17 protein-coding genes, 1 tRNA gene and 1 pseudogene are annotated in these 15,085 nt (G+C 60.8%); 13 read left to right on the top strand and 6 right to left on the bottom strand.

Annotated elements, in window-relative coordinates; genetic code table 11:
• Nucleotides 1-51: 51 nt before the first annotated feature.
• Together OPU96_RS05210 and OPU96_RS05205 are read left to right on the top strand one after the other, a co-directional pair.
• A pseudogene (locus OPU96_RS05210) lies at nucleotides 52-1,663 on the top strand (ABC-F family ATP-binding cassette domain-containing protein).
• Between the two features lie 69 nt (nucleotides 1,664-1,732).
• Complete coding sequence (locus tag OPU96_RS05205) at nucleotides 1,733-2,437, top strand: YoaK family protein (protein ID WP_192300003.1); 705 nt, start codon at nucleotides 1,733-1,735, stop codon at nucleotides 2,435-2,437.
• 144 nt (nucleotides 2,438-2,581) lie between these two features.
• Here the strand turns inward: OPU96_RS05205 and OPU96_RS05200 are convergent, their stop codons facing one another.
• Nucleotides 2,582-2,935 carry a hypothetical protein gene (locus OPU96_RS05200; protein WP_192300002.1) on the bottom strand — a complete coding sequence of 118 codons (354 nt, stop codon included), beginning with the start codon at nucleotides 2,933-2,935 and terminating at the stop codon, nucleotides 2,582-2,584.
• Nucleotides 2,936-3,080: 145 nt separating this feature from the next.
• Between OPU96_RS05200 and OPU96_RS05195 the strand changes: the two genes are divergently transcribed.
• On the top strand, nucleotides 3,081-3,296 hold the full coding sequence (locus tag OPU96_RS05195) for a hypothetical protein (RefSeq protein WP_034098026.1): 216 nt from the start codon (nucleotides 3,081-3,083) through the stop codon (nucleotides 3,294-3,296).
• 155 nt (nucleotides 3,297-3,451) lie between these two features.
• On the opposite strand, the gene OPU96_RS05190 is transcribed toward OPU96_RS05195, so the two are convergent.
• From OPU96_RS05190 to OPU96_RS05180, 3 genes are all read right to left on the bottom strand, one after another.
• Entirely contained in the window at nucleotides 3,452-3,763 is a 312-nt protein-coding gene (locus OPU96_RS05190) for an AzlD domain-containing protein (RefSeq protein ID WP_192300000.1), read from the bottom strand.
• Nucleotides 3,760-4,455: an AzlC family ABC transporter permease gene (locus tag OPU96_RS05185; RefSeq protein WP_226456860.1), complete on the bottom strand. Its 696-nt coding sequence runs from the start codon at nucleotides 4,453-4,455 to the stop codon at nucleotides 3,760-3,762. Before OPU96_RS05185 ends, OPU96_RS05190 begins: the two co-directional genes overlap by 4 nt.
• 71 nt (nucleotides 4,456-4,526) lie before the next feature.
• Entirely contained in the window at nucleotides 4,527-4,742 is a 216-nt protein-coding gene (locus tag OPU96_RS05180; RefSeq protein WP_025856028.1) for a hypothetical protein, read from the bottom strand.
• Between the two features lie 176 nt (nucleotides 4,743-4,918).
• Between OPU96_RS05180 and OPU96_RS05175 the strand changes: the two genes are divergently transcribed.
• The 8 genes from OPU96_RS05175 to OPU96_RS05140 all read left to right on the top strand — a co-directional run bounded on the left by OPU96_RS05175 (nucleotide 4,919) and on the right by OPU96_RS05140 (nucleotide 12,470).
• A complete protein-coding gene (locus tag OPU96_RS05175; protein WP_305390741.1) occupies nucleotides 4,919-5,275 on the top strand; it encodes a metalloregulator ArsR/SmtB family transcription factor in 357 nt (118 codons plus the stop codon).
• A 19-nt stretch (nucleotides 5,276-5,294) separates the two neighbouring features.
• Nucleotides 5,295-6,578: an arsenic transporter gene (locus OPU96_RS05170; protein WP_498558781.1), complete on the top strand. Its 1,284-nt coding sequence runs from the start codon at nucleotides 5,295-5,297 to the stop codon at nucleotides 6,576-6,578.
• A gap of 1 nt (nucleotide 6,579) precedes the next feature.
• Nucleotides 6,580-7,050, top strand: a complete 471-nt coding sequence (locus tag OPU96_RS05165; RefSeq protein ID WP_305390743.1) for an arsenate reductase ArsC — start codon at nucleotides 6,580-6,582, stop codon at nucleotides 7,048-7,050.
• A gap of 48 nt (nucleotides 7,051-7,098) precedes the next feature.
• Nucleotides 7,099-7,710: a LysE family transporter gene (locus OPU96_RS05160; protein WP_192299995.1), complete on the top strand. Its 612-nt coding sequence runs from the start codon at nucleotides 7,099-7,101 to the stop codon at nucleotides 7,708-7,710.
• Nucleotides 7,711-8,028: 318 nt separating this feature from the next.
• Complete coding sequence (locus OPU96_RS05155) at nucleotides 8,029-8,301, top strand: hypothetical protein (protein ID WP_192299994.1); 273 nt, start codon at nucleotides 8,029-8,031, stop codon at nucleotides 8,299-8,301.
• Between the two features lie 223 nt (nucleotides 8,302-8,524).
• Complete coding sequence (mgtA, locus tag OPU96_RS05150; RefSeq protein WP_498558780.1) at nucleotides 8,525-11,239, top strand: magnesium-translocating P-type ATPase; 2,715 nt, start codon at nucleotides 8,525-8,527, stop codon at nucleotides 11,237-11,239.
• 61 nt (nucleotides 11,240-11,300) lie between these two features.
• Complete coding sequence (locus tag OPU96_RS05145; RefSeq protein WP_192299992.1) at nucleotides 11,301-11,648, top strand: DUF2493 domain-containing protein; 348 nt, start codon at nucleotides 11,301-11,303, stop codon at nucleotides 11,646-11,648.
• Between the two features lie 18 nt (nucleotides 11,649-11,666).
• Nucleotides 11,667-12,470, top strand: coding sequence for a PA4824 family protein (locus tag OPU96_RS05140; protein ID WP_305390748.1), 804 nt, complete (start codon nucleotides 11,667-11,669; stop codon nucleotides 12,468-12,470).
• Here OPU96_RS05140 and OPU96_RS05135 read toward each other — a convergent pair.
• Nucleotides 12,467-13,156 (bottom strand): tellurite resistance TerB family protein, encoded by a 690-nt coding sequence (locus tag OPU96_RS05135; protein ID WP_498558779.1) that lies wholly within the window; start codon nucleotides 13,154-13,156, stop codon nucleotides 12,467-12,469. The genes OPU96_RS05140 and OPU96_RS05135 overlap by 4 nt on opposite strands.
• 125 nt (nucleotides 13,157-13,281) lie before the next feature.
• Between OPU96_RS05135 and OPU96_RS05130 the strand changes: the two genes are divergently transcribed.
• Nucleotides 13,282-13,809, top strand: coding sequence for a DinB family protein (locus OPU96_RS05130; RefSeq protein WP_192299989.1), 528 nt, complete (start codon nucleotides 13,282-13,284; stop codon nucleotides 13,807-13,809).
• A 2-nt stretch (nucleotides 13,810-13,811) separates the two neighbouring features.
• Here the strand turns inward: OPU96_RS05130 and OPU96_RS05125 are convergent, their stop codons facing one another.
• Nucleotides 13,812-14,270, bottom strand: a complete 459-nt coding sequence (locus tag OPU96_RS05125; RefSeq protein ID WP_498558778.1) for a GFA family protein — start codon at nucleotides 14,268-14,270, stop codon at nucleotides 13,812-13,814.
• 229 nt (nucleotides 14,271-14,499) lie between these two features.
• On the opposite strand from OPU96_RS05125, the gene OPU96_RS05120 reads away from it, so the two are divergent.
• Nucleotides 14,500-14,586, top strand: a tRNA-Leu gene (locus tag OPU96_RS05120).
• Nucleotides 14,587-15,085: the final 499 nt, after the last annotated feature.

Below are 15,085 nucleotides of genomic sequence, written 5' to 3'. Positions count from 1 at the left end.
AAGCCGCCCGGCGCGCTTGTTGGCCTGTTCGACATTTTTCTGGAGGTGCTGATGACTGACGTCAAACGCCTGCCCGCATTGGTTTCCCTGCAACACCTGTGCTTTCAGTTCGCCAATGGCGAAACATTGCTGCAAGACCTGACCCTGTCCATCGACCACACGCCAACCGGCATCGTCGGGCGCAACGGACGGGGCAAAAGTATCCTCGCCAAATTGATTGCCGGGCGGCTGCAGCCCTCCACTGGCACACTGAATCGTACGGCCAGCGTGGCCTACGTGCCGCAAAGCCTGGATGTCGCCCAAGGCGACACCATCGCCCATCTGACAGGCACAGCACTGACCTTGGCTGCACTTGAACGCATGGCCGAGGGCACTGCGCAGCTGCATGATCTAGAGCTGATCGATGATCGCTGGGACCTGCACGAACGCCTGCGCAGCGCGCTGGATAGCGCAGGGTTGGCGCACCTCGCGCCGCAAAGCCCGGCCGCTCAGCTCAGCGGTGGCCAATTGGCACGGGTCGCGCTGATCGGCGCGTTGCTGGCGGCCCCACAACTATTAGTGCTCGATGAGCCCACCAACCACCTCGACAGCAGCGGCCGCGACTGGCTGCTGCAACAGTTGGCGGGTTGGCGCGGCGGCCTGGTGGTGGTCAGCCACGACCGGCAACTGCTCAACAGCCTGGGGCGCATCATCGAACTCTCACCCCTTGGCGCCCAGGTCTATGGCGGCAACTACGATGCCTACCGCCTGCAACGCGACGCCGAACAGCAGGCGGCGGCCGCAGCCCTGGAACATGCCCGCCTGGCCCGCAGCCGCGAAAGACGGCGCCTGCAAACCGAGCATGACAGCCTGCAACGCCATGCCGCGCGCGCGCGCAAACAAGCCGAAACGGCTAACGTGGACCGCTTCACCAAGGCACGCTGGAAAAGTACCGCCAGCGAAATCGTCAGCACCGTGCGCAGCGCGCACTCGGTCCACAAGCACGAGCTCGACGCCCAGGTGCGTCAGGCCTACGAGCGGGTGCAAGATGAAACGCCGACCTTGCTGGCGCTGCCCGCCTCGACCGTGCCCAAGCGGCGACAGGTGCTGGACCTGGTGGATGTTCAACTGCCGTGGCTGCCGCACACCCGCCTCAACCTTCATCTTGCGGGCGCCGTTCGCGTCGCCGTGCGCGGGCCGAATGGCTGCGGCAAGTCCACGTTGCTCGCGCTGCTGGCGGGCGGTCAGTGGGGTCTGCCGCGTACATGTGCCCTGCGCCTATATTGATCAACACCTCGCGTTACTCGACGATCAACGCTCCGTCATCGAGCAGCTCCAACTACTCGGCACGCCGATGGCCGAAGCCGAACTGCGTAGCCGTTTGGCGCTGTTGCAACTGGACGCCTTGCGGGTGACTCAACCGCTTGGGCAGCTCAGTGGCGGCGAACGCATAAAGGCGGCGATGGCGGTTGCCTTATGGCGCGCAACGCCGGCACAGTTGCTGCTGTTGGACGAGCCGACCAACCATTTGGATCTGGAGTCGATACTCGCGTTTGAACGGGCGTTACACGGTTTTACCGGCGCAATGTTGGTGGCGTCCCACGATCAAGCGTTCATGCGTGCAATCCGGCCGACGCACTGCTTGACCTGGGAAAACGAGGGCTGGCGCCTGGAGTGTGTCTGAGGTCATTGCGCGGGGTGTCAAAGCGTCCTACCGTAGTGGCCGAATAATTTCACCCAGGAGCCCGGCCCCATGCTGCCTTCGTCCCCCAAGCCATACGTGAATGCTGCACTTGCCCACCGCCAGCGCTGGCGCGGTCGGGTCGGGATGATGCTGGTGGCCAGCCTTTCGGTGTTGGCGGGCATGACCGATGCGATTGGCTTTATGGCCAGTGGTGATTTTGTTTCGTTCATGAGCGGCAACACCACGCGTCTGGCGGTGGCAATCAGTGCGGGAGATCTGGGCTTGACGGGACGCTTGCTGTTGCTCGTCGCTACCTTTGTCATCGGCAACGCGTTGGGCGTGGTGGTCAGCCGCTTCAGCCGTCGGCATGCCCTGCCGCTGCTGCTGTGTATTGCTGCCTTGTTGTGCGTTGGCGCCTGGTTGCCGATGGTCGATGCACTACCCGCCCTGCTGGCGGCAATCCTGGCGATGGGCATGCTCAATGCAGCGGTCGAAGAGGTCAATGGTTTGCCGGTGGGGCTGACGTACGTAACGGGTGCGCTGTCGCGCTTTGGCCGCGGCCTGGGGCGCTGGTTGCTGGGAGAACGCCGCAATGGCTGGCGTGTGCAACTGATTCCGTGGACTGGAATGTTTGTCGGCGCGGTGATCGGGGCGGTGCTGGAGCAGCAGATGGGCCTCAAGGCGCTGCTGGTCAGCGGCGGATTGGCGGCGGCGTTAGGGGTATTGTCGCTGAAGATTCCCCGGCGCTGGCATTTGGGTTATATGCCCCGCTAGAGGAAAAAGATGCTCGTCCGACGCTTCGGCCTCGACGTCCGTGTACTGGTAAAGAGCCATCACGCCGAACGAGCGGGGGGAATGATAAGCCAATGTCCGGCGGCTGTCCCGCCGGGCAATTCCTAAATCCGCTAAGGCAATGGATTACAGGCAAGTCGCGAGTGCTGCCAGGCGACGCTTGGCAGGCATGTTGTCTTCAATGGCGTAATACTTGACGCTGGCACCCGCGCCCGCGCTTTGCACGTCGACAAAGTAGTCGCCACCGGTGGTGTACACGGTAAAACCGCCCGCCCCGTTCGGCTCCTTGAAGCCGCCGGCGTCCACGCCAAATACGCTCTCATCCTGCCAGCCGAACTGGATGCACTGCGCAACCACCAACGTGGCTTTGTCCGAAGCCAGGGTTTTGTAGGGCGTACCGGAGCGCGCCTCTTTCATCTTCGAACCTGCGCAACCGGCCAGCGCTGCCAGTACCAATGCGCCCATTACCACTTTGTGCATGCCATTGCTCCCCAGGAAAAAACGCGACTCTACCATTTGCGCGCGACGGCGGGGCCAAAGCTGGCGCGGTCTGGCACATGGCATTATGATGCCGCGGTTGATCTCACTGAGGAGGTCAACGGGATATTCTCTACAAGGAAGCGTCATGAAAGATTTCGTCATCAGCGTCAACAACACCGTTCTCTACATCGCCTTGGCCTTTGTTTGGCTGATTGGCCTGGTGTCGATGTTCAGTGCGAGCTTTCTATCGGGCCTGGCGGTCCTGGTCGGCGGTACGTTGACGTGGTGCATCATCTCCGGCTTCTGGTTCGTCCAGTCGGCCACGTATGAAGAACTGCGCAAGCTCAACGCCAAAAACTGATATGACAAGGCAGCCCCACACGGGGCTGCCTTGCTGTCGGCGGGATGAATTTAGTTTCACTGTGAAGGGAGAACGCGCCATCTATAGTGGCCGGGCTCATTTTTTTAAAGCCTCCCTTCTGCCCGCCCTCCCGCGGGCTTTTTTTCGCCTGGACGTCAGAGCAGCCAGCGCAACAGATAGAACAACGCCATGCTCAGCAGCACGGTGAGCAACACGTTGCGCGTCCAGTACATCAACGCCACCGCGCTGATGCCCGCGAGCAAGTACGGGTTGGCCGGGCTCAGGTTGAGTTGGTGGTCGGCGAGAAAAATGATCGGCCCGCAGATCGCCGTGAGCATGCCCGGCACCGCAAACCCAAGAAACTCTCGCGCGCCACGGTTAAGGCGCACCGGCAGGCGTGGCTCGATAAACAGATAGCGGTTGAGAAACACTGCCAGGCCCATCGCCACAATCATGATGAAGATCATTGCTGCCCTACCCCCAATCGCTTGCACGCATAGCCTGCGCTCATCCCCAGTACACCGGAGACCACCACCGCCGACTCCCAGTGCAGGAAGCTCAGCCAGACCGAAAACAGCAACGCCACGGCCACGCAGACCACGGTCGGCACATCGCGCACCACCGGGGTGATCAGCGCGATAAAGGTGGCGGCGATGGAAAACTCCAGGCCCAGTTGATCCAGGCCGGGAATGCTCTTGCCAAGCACGATGCCGGCCAGGGTGAACAGATTCCAGACGATGTAGAACGTCAGGCCGACCCCCAGTGCGTACCAGCGATTGAAGGTTTCGCGATCATAGTGGCTGACCAGGGCGAAGAATTCGTCGGTGAGCAAAAAGCCCAGGCTCATGCGCCAGCGCGTGTTGAGCGCCGACAGCGTGGGACGCATGTGCATGCCATAGAGCAGATGCTGGGAGGTCAACAGCACAGTGGTCAGCAGGATGGAAATCAGGCTCGCGCCGCTCTTGACCATGCCAATGGCCACCAACTGCGCGGCACCGGCGAACACGATGGCCGACAACCCTTGAGCTTCCAGCGGGGTGAATTGCGCATCGATGGCCATGGAGCCGGCCAGCAGCCCCCACGGCGCACAGGCCAGGGACAACGGAATGACGGCGATTGCGCCGCGTGCGAAGGCGTAATGAGGCAAGGCGGTAGGCATGGAAACAGCTCATCGACAGACAGTCGACAAGCATGCCAGCGCAACAAGGGGCTTGTCTTGAACGATCTTGCTCAGGCGAGCCGCACAGACACCTGTTCCACCGAGTCCCGCGCTTCGCGCAACTCGTGGGCGTCTTGATTCAGGCGATGAATAGTATTGAGCAAGCGCTGGCGCAGCACTTCATCGCCGAGTTTTTCGACGGCGCGCATCAGGTCGAACGCCGCGGTTTCGTTATTTTCCGCGACGGAATCGAGGGTCTTGCGCAGGTTGCGAGTGGCACGGGTCACGCGGGGGATTCCTTCATCAGCAATGGGCAGGCACTTTAGGACATTCGTGTTTCATTTTAATTTCAAACACTTGTGGCTGATTTGAGGAGCGTTGATCCATATCAATCGTAACCGGATTTGACCGATACATATGGAAATACGTATATTCGAATTTCCATATGTATAGGGCCAAGGCCATGTCCGAGCTCATCTCCCCTCCCACGCTGTTCAAATGCCTGGCCGATGCCACCCGCGCACGCATGACGTTATTGATCCTGCGTGAAGGCGAACTTTGCGTGTGCGAACTGATCCATGCCTTGGATGACAGCCAGCCGAAAATCTCTCGTCACCTGGCGCAATTGCGCAGTTGCGGGTTGATGCTGGATCGTCGCCAGGGTCAATGGATCTACTACCGCATCAATCCCGCACTGCCCGACTGGGTCACCCAAGTGCTGGAGATCACCTTGCAAGCCAACCTGCCGTGGTTGCAGACCGACGCCCAGCGTCTGGATGCAATGGGCGAACGACCACAACGGGCCAGCAGTTGCTGCTGAGCCATCGGAGTTTTTATTCATGCTTGTCGCCATTGGCATCTTTATTTTCACCATCGTATTGGTCATCTGGCAGCCCAAGGGCCTCGGGGTCGGCTGGAGCGCGACGATGGGCGCGATCCTGGCCCTTGTCTGCGGCGTGATCAGCCTGGGGGATATTCCGGTGGTGTGGCACATCATCTGGAACGCCACCGGCACGTTTGTCGCCTTGATCATCATCAGCCTGCTGCTCGATGAGGCCGGCTTCTTCGCCTGGACCGCGTTACATGTGGCGCGCTGGGGACGTGGGCGCGGGCGACGATTGTTCGCCTATATGGTGCTGCTCGGCGCGCTGGTCTCGGCACTGTTTGCCAATGACGGTGCGGCGCTGATCCTCACGCCTATTGTCATGTCGATGCTGCTGGCGCTGCGTTTCTCGCCGGCGGCGACCCTGGCCTTTGTCATGGGCGCGGGGTTTATCGCCGATACTGCGAGCCTGCCGTTGGTGGTGTCGAACCTGGTGAATATCGTCTCGGCGGATTACTTCAAGATCGGCTTCAACGAATACGCAGCGGTAATGGTGCCGGTGAACTTCGTCAGCGTGGCTGCCACCCTGGCCGTATTGTTGTGGTTTTTCCGCCGCGATATTCCGCAGGCCTACGACCCGGCCGACCTCGAAGAACCGGCCCATGCCATTCATGACCGCGCCACGTTCCGCGCTGGCTGGTGGGTGCTGGGCATCCTGCTGATCGGCTGTTTTGCCCTTGAGCCGCTGGGCATTCCCATCAGCGCGATTTCTGCCGCTTGCGCCCTGCTCCTGCTGGTCATTGCCGCCAAGGGTCATAAAATCTCCACACGCAAAGTGCTCAAGGAAGCCCCGTGGCAGATCGTGGTTTTTTCCCTGGGCATGTATCTGGTGGTCTACGGCTTGCGCAACGCCGGCCTCACCACGTATCTCGCGACCTGGCTCGACACCTTCGCCACCTACGGCGTATGGGGCGCCGCGATGGGCACCGGGGTTCTGACGGCGTTGCTGTCTTCGGCGATGAACAACCTGCCGACGGTGTTGATCGGCGCACTGTCGATCGAGTCCAGCCATGCCGTGGGCGTGGTCAAGGACGCGATGATCTACGCCAACGTGATCGGCAGCGACCTTGGTCCGAAAATCACCCCGATTGGCAGCCTGGCCACGTTGCTGTGGCTGCATATCCTCGCGCGTAAAGGCATCACCATTACCTGGGGCTACTACTTCAAGGTCGGCATCGTACTGACCTTGCCGGTGCTGTTGATCACCCTTGCCGCCCTGGCCTTGCGTTTGAGTATCTGAAATGAAAGTCCTGTTCATGTGTACCGCCAACAGCTGCCGCAGCATCTTGTCCGAAGCCGTGTTCAACCACTTGGCGCCGCAGGGTTTCGAAGCCATCAGTTCAGGCAGCTTCCCCAAGGGCCAGGTGCTCCCCCGCAGTTTGAGCACGCTGGAAGCAGCCGGCATCCGCACCGCGGGGTTGTACAGCAAAGGCAATGACGCGTTTGAAGGCTGCCCGCCGGATCTGGTGATCACCGTCTGCGACAAGGCCGCCGGTGAAGCCTGCCCGGTGTATTTCGGGCCAGCACTCAAGGCCCATTGGGGGCTTGAAGACCCTTCGGATGTGCAAGGCGACGAAGCCATGCTCAACGCCGCTTTCCAGGCCACGCTGGAAACCATCGAGTGCCGCTGCCGGGCATTTTTCGCCCTGCCCTTTGCGCGCCTCGGCGAGGCCGAATTGAAGGCGGAACTTGAGCGCATTGGATTGCTGTAACGGAAATCTGCAGCGTATGCTCTCGCACTTTCCTGAAAGGACGCGGGCATGCTGACGATCTTCTTTTACGCGCTGGTTTTTGGTTTTGTATTTTGCCTATCTCCCGGTGCCGTGCTGGCGGAGACCCTGCGTCGTGGCTTGCTCCAAGGTTTTACCCCGGCGCTGCTGGTACAAATCGGATCGCTGGTGGGCGACGCGGTATGGGCGGTGATTGGCCTTACGGGGATTGCACTGCTGATCCAGCATGACGCCGTGCGCGTGCCGCTGACCGTGGCCTGCGCGCTGTACCTGGCCTGGCTCGGCGTGCGCAGCCTGCTCGACGCCTGGAATTTGCCGGACGCCGACAGCGCGCCAGCCAGTTCGGCGAAGAATGCACTGGCCGTCGGCGCGACGATTTCCTTGGCCAACCCGAAAAACATCGTCTATTGGGGCGCCTTGGGCAGTGCGCTGTCGGGCATTGTCGGCGCGACGCCGAGCCACGGGCAGACGTTGATGTTCTTTGCCGGCTTCATGCTGGCTTCAGTGCTGTCGTGCTTCCTGATTGCCGCGCTGGTGAACCTGCTGCGCCAGAATGCATCGCCCACTTGGCAGCGCGTCAGTTATGGCGCCTGTGGCGTGGTGTTGATCTACTTGGCCATTCTCGCGGCACAAGGCATTTGAAGTTATATATCGACTAACTTCCAAGTGCCTCTTGTCTGAATGAACTCTGAACGCCGGGCATTTTAATTAATCATGCGTTGACATTTTGTAACTGCCTGAGTAGATTGCCCCTGCCCGCAACTGGGGCCTTTTTTAAACCTCACAAAAGAAGCCAATGGACACAGTATCTAGTCGCTGTCCGAGCACCGCGTTTGCGGGCATCGGGCGCCAAACCCAGAATATGACAGGACTCGCCTCCCCGGTCCGGTAAGCTGCGCTAGAGCTCGATGCTCCACCGTAACTGCCTCGCCGGTCGCCCGTCCGGTCCCGAGGTGTGTTATGACCTTCCAAGCCTTTGTTTTACATGATGTTCGCACCTTGGCCGCAGCCCTGCGCGCCAAGCTGTGCCGCACGCCTGGCGGTTTTTCCGCGGGCCGCTCGGCCTTTGCCACACCCTCCCCCAAAGTGCGTCCGGCGCATCCGCTGGCGCATTGGCGTATCTGCCCACACAGCGGCCAACTGGTGCAGCACTGGGATCACGCCGACCCTCAAGATCCACAGAGACCGAAGGTTTCCAGCCTGGGTCTTTACGTGAGCGCACGCGCCGCTTAAACCCGCTGGAAACAGCAACTAACTGATTATGACCCTGGAGTTCTTTATGAACTATTCCAGTTGTAACTCGCTGCGCGCTAATTAATTAAAGCCGCAACAACCGTTGTCCAGACACTTTATTTAAACCGATCGCGAAGTCCGCGGCTCGGCATGCTTTCGCTCGCCTGTCAGCAGGTAAGTACCGGGTATGTTTTGTCGAGAATTGGCGACAGGAGTACAGCAAATGAGCGCCGTAAAAAACACGCCACTGCACAACAAAAAAACCAGCGACGCCGACACCAGACTGTCGATGCGCGCCGCCCGCGAAGCCCACAACGGTCTGTCGGCCACACTCGCCAACGTACGCGCCACCCGGGACGGCCTGACCGAACTGGATGCCCAAGCGCGCCTGCAACGCGAGGGCTACAACGAAGTGGCCCATGACAAGCCGCCACACGCCATAGTCCAGTTCCTGCAAGCACTGAACAACCCGTTCATCTACGTGCTACTGACCCTGGGCGGCATCAGCTTTGTCACCGACTATTGGCTGCCGTTGCAAGCCGGTGAAGAGGTCGACCTGACCAAAGTCATCATTATCATGACCATGGTCATGCTCAGCAGCCTGCTGCGTTTCTGGCAGGAGCACCGCTCGGCGAAATCCGCCGAAGCCTTGAAAGCCATGGTGCGCACCACCGCCACCGTACTGCGCCGCGAACAGGTCGGCGCCCGACCGACCCTGCGCGAAGTGCCGATGCGCGATCTGGTGGCCGGCGACATCGTGCAGCTGTCGGCCGGCGACATGATTCCGGCCGACATCCGCCTGATCGAGTCCCGCGACTTGTTTATCAGCCAGGCGGTCCTCACCGGCGAAGCCTTGCCGGTAGAAAAATACGACACCCTCGGCGACGTCACACAAAAGTCCGCCGCGCCCCTGGCCGCCGACCAAGGCAACCTGCTGGACCTGCCGAACATCTGCTTCATGGGCACCAACGTGGTCAGCGGTCGCGCCACCGCCGTGGTGGTCGCCACCGGCTCGCGCACGTACTTTGGCTCCCTGGCCAAGGCGATTGTCGGCTCACGGGTGCAGACCGCGTTCGACCGTGGGGTCAACAGCGTCAGCTGGCTGCTGATCCGCTTCATGCTGGTGATGGTGCCGATCGTGTTCCTGCTCAACGGCTTCTCCAAGGGTGACTGGGGCGATGCGTTCCTGTTCGCCCTGGCGGTTGCCGTGGGCCTCACCCCGGAAATGCTGCCGATGATCGTCAGCGCCAACCTGGCCAAAGGCGCCACGGCGATGGCCAAGCGCAAGGTGGTGGTCAAGCGCCTCAACGCGATCCAGAACTTCGGGTCGATGGACGTGCTGTGCACTGACAAGACCGGCACCCTGACCCAGGACAAAATCATCCTCGAACACCACGTCAACGCCTTCGGCCAACGTGATGATGCGGTGCTGTCCCTGGCGTGGCTCAACAGCCATCACCAAAGCGGCATGAAAAACCTGATGGATCAGGCCGTCGTGCAGTTCTCGGAGCAGAACCCGAAGTTTCAGGTGCCGTTTGCCTACAGCAAGGTCGATGAATTGCCGTTCGATTTTGTGCGCCGTCGCCTGTCCATTGTGGTCAAGGATGCCGCCGATGATCAGTTGCTGGTGTGCAAGGGCGCGGTTGAGGAGATGTTGAGCATTTCCACCCACGTCATGGAGGGCGGTGACGCCATACCGCTGGATGAGCGCCGCCGCACCGAATTACTGGCGCTGGCCAACGACTACAACGAAGACGGCTTCCGCGTATTGGTGGTGGCCACGCGCAACATTCCCAAGGCGTTGGCCCGCCAGCAATACACCACCGCCGATGAGCGCAACCTGGTGATCCAGGGCTTCCTGACCTTCCTTGACCCACCAAAGGAAACCGCCGGCCCGGCGATTGCCGCGCTGCAACAAATCGGCGTAGCGGTAAAAGTGCTGACCGGCGACAACGCCGTGGTCACCAGCAAGATCTGTCGTCAGGTCGGCCTTGAACCTGGCCAGCCGCTGCTCGGCACGGAAATCGAAGCGATGGACGACGCCACCCTGTTGCGCCGCGTCGAAGAACGCACGGTGTTTGCCAAGCTGACCCCGCTGCAAAAATCCCGTGTGCTCAAGGCCCTGCAAGCCAACGGCCATACCGTGGGTTTCCTCGGTGACGGCATCAACGATGCACCGGCACTGCGCGACGCCGACGTGGGTATCTCGGTGGACAGCGGTACCGACATCGCCAAGGAATCAGCCGACATCATCCTGTTGGAAAAGAGCCTGATGGTGCTCGAAGAAGGCGTGCTCAAGGGCCGCGAAACCTTCGGCAACATCATGAAGTACCTGAACATGACCGCCAGCTCCAATTTCGGCAACGTGTTCTCGGTACTGGTGGCCAGTGCATTTATCCCGTTCATGCCAATGTTGGCGATCCATTTGCTCCTGCAAAACCTGATGTACGACATCTCCCAGTTGGCCCTGCCGTGGGACAAGATGGACAAGGAATACCTGGCCAAGCCACGCAAGTGGGATGCGAAAAACATCGGCCGCTTCATGATCTGGATCGGGCCGACCTCGTCGATCTTCGACATCACCACCTTTGCCCTGATGTGGTACGTGTTCAGCGCCAACAGCGTGGAAATGCAGACCCTGTTCCAGTCCGGCTGGTTTATCGAGGGCCTGCTCTCGCAAACCCTGGTGGTGCACATGTTGCGCACCCGCAAGATCCCGTTCTTCCAAAGCACCGCCGCCTGGCCGGTGTTGATGATGACCTGCGTGGTGATCGCGCTGGGGATCTACGTACCGTTCTCGCCCCTGGGCACCCTGGTCGGCCTGCAACCGCTGCCGCTGGCGTACTTCCCATGGCTGGTGGGCACCCTGCTCAGCTACTGCTGCGTGGCCCAACTGATGAAAACGATCTACATCCGCCGCTTCAAGCAGTGGTACTGATCCCCGCCGTTCAAACGGTGGCGGTCGCCCGGCCGTCACCGTGCATCACAAGGATTCGAATATGCGCGTGTTGATCTGTGCAGGTCGTCATTACGCCGACACCCGAAAGTCCCGCCAAGTGCTGGACGCTTACCACCGCCTGTACCCGGTGCAGGTATTGATCCACGGCGGCAACCAATTCCTTGGTAGTGACGTCGAGGAATGGGCGCGGGAACTCGGCATCGACGTGGTGCGCTACCCGCCCAACTGGCAGCGCCACGGCAAGCAGGCGGAACGCCAGCGCAACCATTTCATGCTGACCGACAGCCGCCCCAACGTGGTCATCGCCCTGCCGGGTGGTGACGACACCTCGGAGCTGGTGTGCCAGGCCAAAGCCAGCGGCATTTCGGTGCTGACCGTAGAAAGCTGAATTCAAGGGAGGTGCATCATGCACAACAAACACACCCCGAAGCGCCGGGACGGCTTCGCCAAATACCGCGCGCGTCATGCTCGCGACGTGCGTCACAGCTTGTTGCTGTTGCCGCCCGCAAAGCGCCGCGCGCTTCAACGCAACCTGATTTTCATCGGTTTGACCCTGGCCTTGCTGCTGATCATTGCGCTGCTGTCCAAGGCCCATGCCGCCGGCGGGGCTTATGTCGTCGACGATGGCGCGATCAATGCGCCGGGGGAATGCAACGTCGACGCCTGGTTCACTGCCAACCGCCACGACGGCAGCACGCACAGTGAAAGCCTATCGCCCGCCTGCACCTTCAGCGGCTTGCCGTCAGTGCAGTGGGGCGCGGCGCTGTCACGGGCCGGCGGTGAAACTCAGGCCAACCCGCAGCTCAAGGCGCAGGTGCTGTCGCGCAGTAGCGTGGAGATCGCCGTATCGGCCGGGGCGCACCTCGCCCTTGACCGTCGGCACGCGTTTGATGGCGCGGACCTGAACGTGCCGCTGACCTGGCAACCCGTGCAGGCGCTGCGCCTGAACCTCAACGCGGGCTGGACGCATGCCTACGACGACGGTGAGCAAAACCACCGCCTGACCTGGGGCACGGGGGTGGAGTACCAGACGGCGCAGTGGCTGACGCTGATCGCCGAGCGCTACGGTCAGCAAGGCGGCGATCAGGCCTGGCAGGCCGGGCCGCGCGTGCACCTCGGCGAGTTGCTCGATGTGGACCTGGTGGTCGGGCGCAGTCTGATCGGTGAGCGCGACCAATGGTTGACCACCGGCGCCACGTTGCGCTTCTAGGCTTTGGCCTGGCGCTCCAGGTGCAGTTGCAGTTGTGGGTCGAGTTGCAGCTGCGCCGCGAGGTCATCCAGATAATTGCGTTCGGCGTCCTGCTGATCGTCCACCAGCATCACACTGGCCAGGTACACCTCGGCGGCCACTGCCGGGTCGCCGGCAAATTCGGCAAAGTCCGCCGCATCCAGGGGCTTGGCGATTTCGGTGTCGAGCCACTGTTGCAGCTGCGTGTCGTCCGTATGCTGGCGCAGCTCATTGGAAATCATCTGCTGCTCCTTTTCATCGATGCGCCCATCGGCCTTGGCCGCCGCAATCAACGCGCGCAACACCGCATGGCTGTGGGCTTCGGCTTCAGGGCCGGCGAGTTGGTCGGCCGTCTGGAAGGCTGCCTGCGGTTTACTCGCTTGCTGGCTTTGCCACGCCTGATACGCCTGGAAGGCCATCATGCCCAGGGATGCCAGCGCCGCGTAATTCATCCCGCCGGCACGTCCCTGTGCCGGACGCGCCGTAGCGCCGCCCAGCATGCCGCCCAGGCCACCCAGCAAATCCCCCAGACCGCCGCCGGCCGAGGCATTGCCGGTGCGGGTGCCTTTCAGTAAGCCGCCGAGCAGTCCGCCCAGGCCTCCGCCCGAGGAGGCTCCGCCCGCTTGCCCGGCGCGCAACAGTTGTTCGAGTAGATCGCTGGTGTTCATGGTGTCACCCTCCGAGGGCGCAGTGTTGGCGTCTAACAACCATAGCCCGCGCCTGCCGGAACACCATGACCGCCGGGCGGGCACAGCTTATGATGGCGCCACCGCGCCTTCAGGAGAAAACCCACGTGAACCGGATCGAGCACATCGCGCTGATGGCCCGCTACAACCAGTGGATGAACCGCAAGCTCTACGATGCCGCTGGCACACTGAGTGCTGCGCAGCTGGCCGTGGATCGCCAGGCGTTTTTCGGCTCAATCCTCGGCACCCTCAACCACTTGGCCCTGGGCGACACGGTGTGGCTCAAGCGCTTTGCCCGGCACCCCGCACGCTACACAACCTTGGCTGCGCTGGACGGGGTAGCCACACCAGGCGACCTGAAACAACTGGCCTTTGCCGATCTGCGCGAACTCACTGCTCGACGTCGCTGGCTGGATCAGATGATCATCGATTGGGCGCACACCGTGCGTGAGCCCGATCTCGATCACCGCCTGCATTACCACAACATGCGCGGCGTGGCAGCGGACAAGGATTTCTTCAGCCTGCTGCTGCACTTTTTCAATCACCAGACCCACCATCGCGGCCAGGCCACCACCTTGCTGTCCCAGGCCGGCGTGGATGTGGGCGACACCGACCTGTTGGCGTTGATTGACTAGCGTCAGCGCGCCTTGAACACCGCGTAGGCTTGCAACAATCGCGGGAAGTCCTGGGGCTCGGGCAATTGCGCAAAACTTTCGACGGCCGGGATCGTTGCCCAGGCCAGTTTTTCGCAGGTCCAGGTCTCCATGAAGGGCGCGTAGCCACGGGTGTTATCCAACAAGGTCGCGCGCACGTTGACGAACTCGTCGATGCCATGGGGGCGTGTAAACAGCCAGCTCATGCAATGAGGGCAAAAGTAGTGGCGATCGACCCCGTGCAACCCACCAATGACCGGGCAACCCTGGGTCACGGTGAAGCCGCTGGCGGGAACCAAGGCACTCAGGGAAAACGCGCTGGAGGACATTTTCTGGCAACCGGTGCAGTGGCACGCCATGGTAATCACCGGTTCCAGGCCCAGGCTGAAACGCACGTGGCCACAGCGACAGCCGCCCTCTTGCGGCAGGGTTTCGACGCTCATCATTGTTTCCTTTTTATGATTGGGGGCGTGGCAGATTAACCCCATGCCCAAGGGTTGAACAGGCCTACCCGCGCGTATCGAGCGACCTTGGAGTCACGCCAAAAATCCTTTGTAGATCACTGATCTACCGAGGTTTTTTCTGGCCTCTCGGGTGTAACAAACCTGCTATTCGAACTTGCACCGAAGCGTCCGGGGCTATATATTCCCAACCCTGCTTCACCGCGCTACCGCCCGAATGGCGAAACTGGTAGACGCATGGGACTTAAAATCCCCCGCTCGTAAGGGCGTCCCGGTTCGATTCCGGGTTCGGGCACCATATATATCAAGGGCTTGCATGAGATACTTCATGCAGGCCCTTAGTGTTTTTGTTCCGCAATTTCTGAAGCTGTTCCGCAATTCCTGCCATCGGCGTCCTGCCGACGAACACCAACCCACAAACCTGACACATCCTGCGTTCGCTTGTAGAATCGCCCCGCTGTCGCAGGCAAGGCAGGCCGGCGGAAATAACCAAGCGCCATAGAGAAGGCGCCAAAGGGTCAGAGAATCAACGGAGCGACCAACAAAGACGCCGTTGTACTTAGCAAAAGATAGCGATACCATACCCACACAATCCTCATGGTGTAAGGGGATGATAGATAGAGAATAGGGACGTCGCATGTATGCAGTTGGGCTTATAATTTCTTTCAAAATCGCTCTGTTAATATCGCTTTTTTTAGTGTTATCGGGGCTAAGAGCTGAGGCAGAGTACTTCAGAAAGCTCGGAGTGAGCGACTCTAAGATCAAGCGATTCTACAGAGAAAATTTAGTTTCTTCGT

This window comes from Pseudomonas sp. RP-B7 (assembly GCF_059803535.1).
Note: the sequence above shows the minus strand (reverse complement) of the source record. Positions and strands in the feature narration are given on the sequence as shown.

Excerpts from the sequence above, each read along its gene's own strand:
- OPU96_RS05205 (WP_192300003.1), top strand. The coding sequence starts at position 1,733 with ATGCTGCCTTCGTCCCCCAAGCCATACGTGAATGCTGCACTTGCCCAC.
- OPU96_RS05200 (WP_192300002.1), bottom strand. The coding sequence starts at position 2,935 with ATGCACAAAGTGGTAATGGGCGCATTGGTACTGGCAGCGCTGGCCGGT.
- OPU96_RS05195 (WP_034098026.1), top strand. The coding sequence starts at position 3,081 with ATGAAAGATTTCGTCATCAGCGTCAACAACACCGTTCTCTACATCGCC.
- OPU96_RS05190 (WP_192300000.1), bottom strand. The coding sequence starts at position 3,763 with ATGATCTTCATCATGATTGTGGCGATGGGCCTGGCAGTGTTTCTCAAC.
- OPU96_RS05185 (WP_226456860.1), bottom strand. The coding sequence starts at position 4,455 with ATGCCTACCGCCTTGCCTCATTACGCCTTCGCACGCGGCGCAATCGCC.
- OPU96_RS05175 (WP_305390741.1), top strand. The coding sequence starts at position 4,919 with ATGTCCGAGCTCATCTCCCCTCCCACGCTGTTCAAATGCCTGGCCGAT.
- OPU96_RS05170 (WP_498558781.1), top strand. The coding sequence starts at position 5,295 with ATGCTTGTCGCCATTGGCATCTTTATTTTCACCATCGTATTGGTCATC.
- OPU96_RS05165 (WP_305390743.1), top strand. The coding sequence starts at position 6,580 with ATGAAAGTCCTGTTCATGTGTACCGCCAACAGCTGCCGCAGCATCTTG.
- OPU96_RS05160 (WP_192299995.1), top strand. The coding sequence starts at position 7,099 with ATGCTGACGATCTTCTTTTACGCGCTGGTTTTTGGTTTTGTATTTTGC.
- OPU96_RS05155 (WP_192299994.1), top strand. The coding sequence starts at position 8,029 with ATGACCTTCCAAGCCTTTGTTTTACATGATGTTCGCACCTTGGCCGCA.
- mgtA (WP_498558780.1), top strand. The coding sequence starts at position 8,525 with ATGAGCGCCGTAAAAAACACGCCACTGCACAACAAAAAAACCAGCGAC.
- OPU96_RS05145 (WP_192299992.1), top strand. The coding sequence starts at position 11,301 with ATGCGCGTGTTGATCTGTGCAGGTCGTCATTACGCCGACACCCGAAAG.
- OPU96_RS05140 (WP_305390748.1), top strand. The coding sequence starts at position 11,667 with ATGCACAACAAACACACCCCGAAGCGCCGGGACGGCTTCGCCAAATAC.
- OPU96_RS05135 (WP_498558779.1), bottom strand. The coding sequence starts at position 13,156 with ATGAACACCAGCGATCTACTCGAACAACTGTTGCGCGCCGGGCAAGCG.
- OPU96_RS05125 (WP_498558778.1), bottom strand. The coding sequence starts at position 14,270 with ATGAGCGTCGAAACCCTGCCGCAAGAGGGCGGCTGTCGCTGTGGCCAC.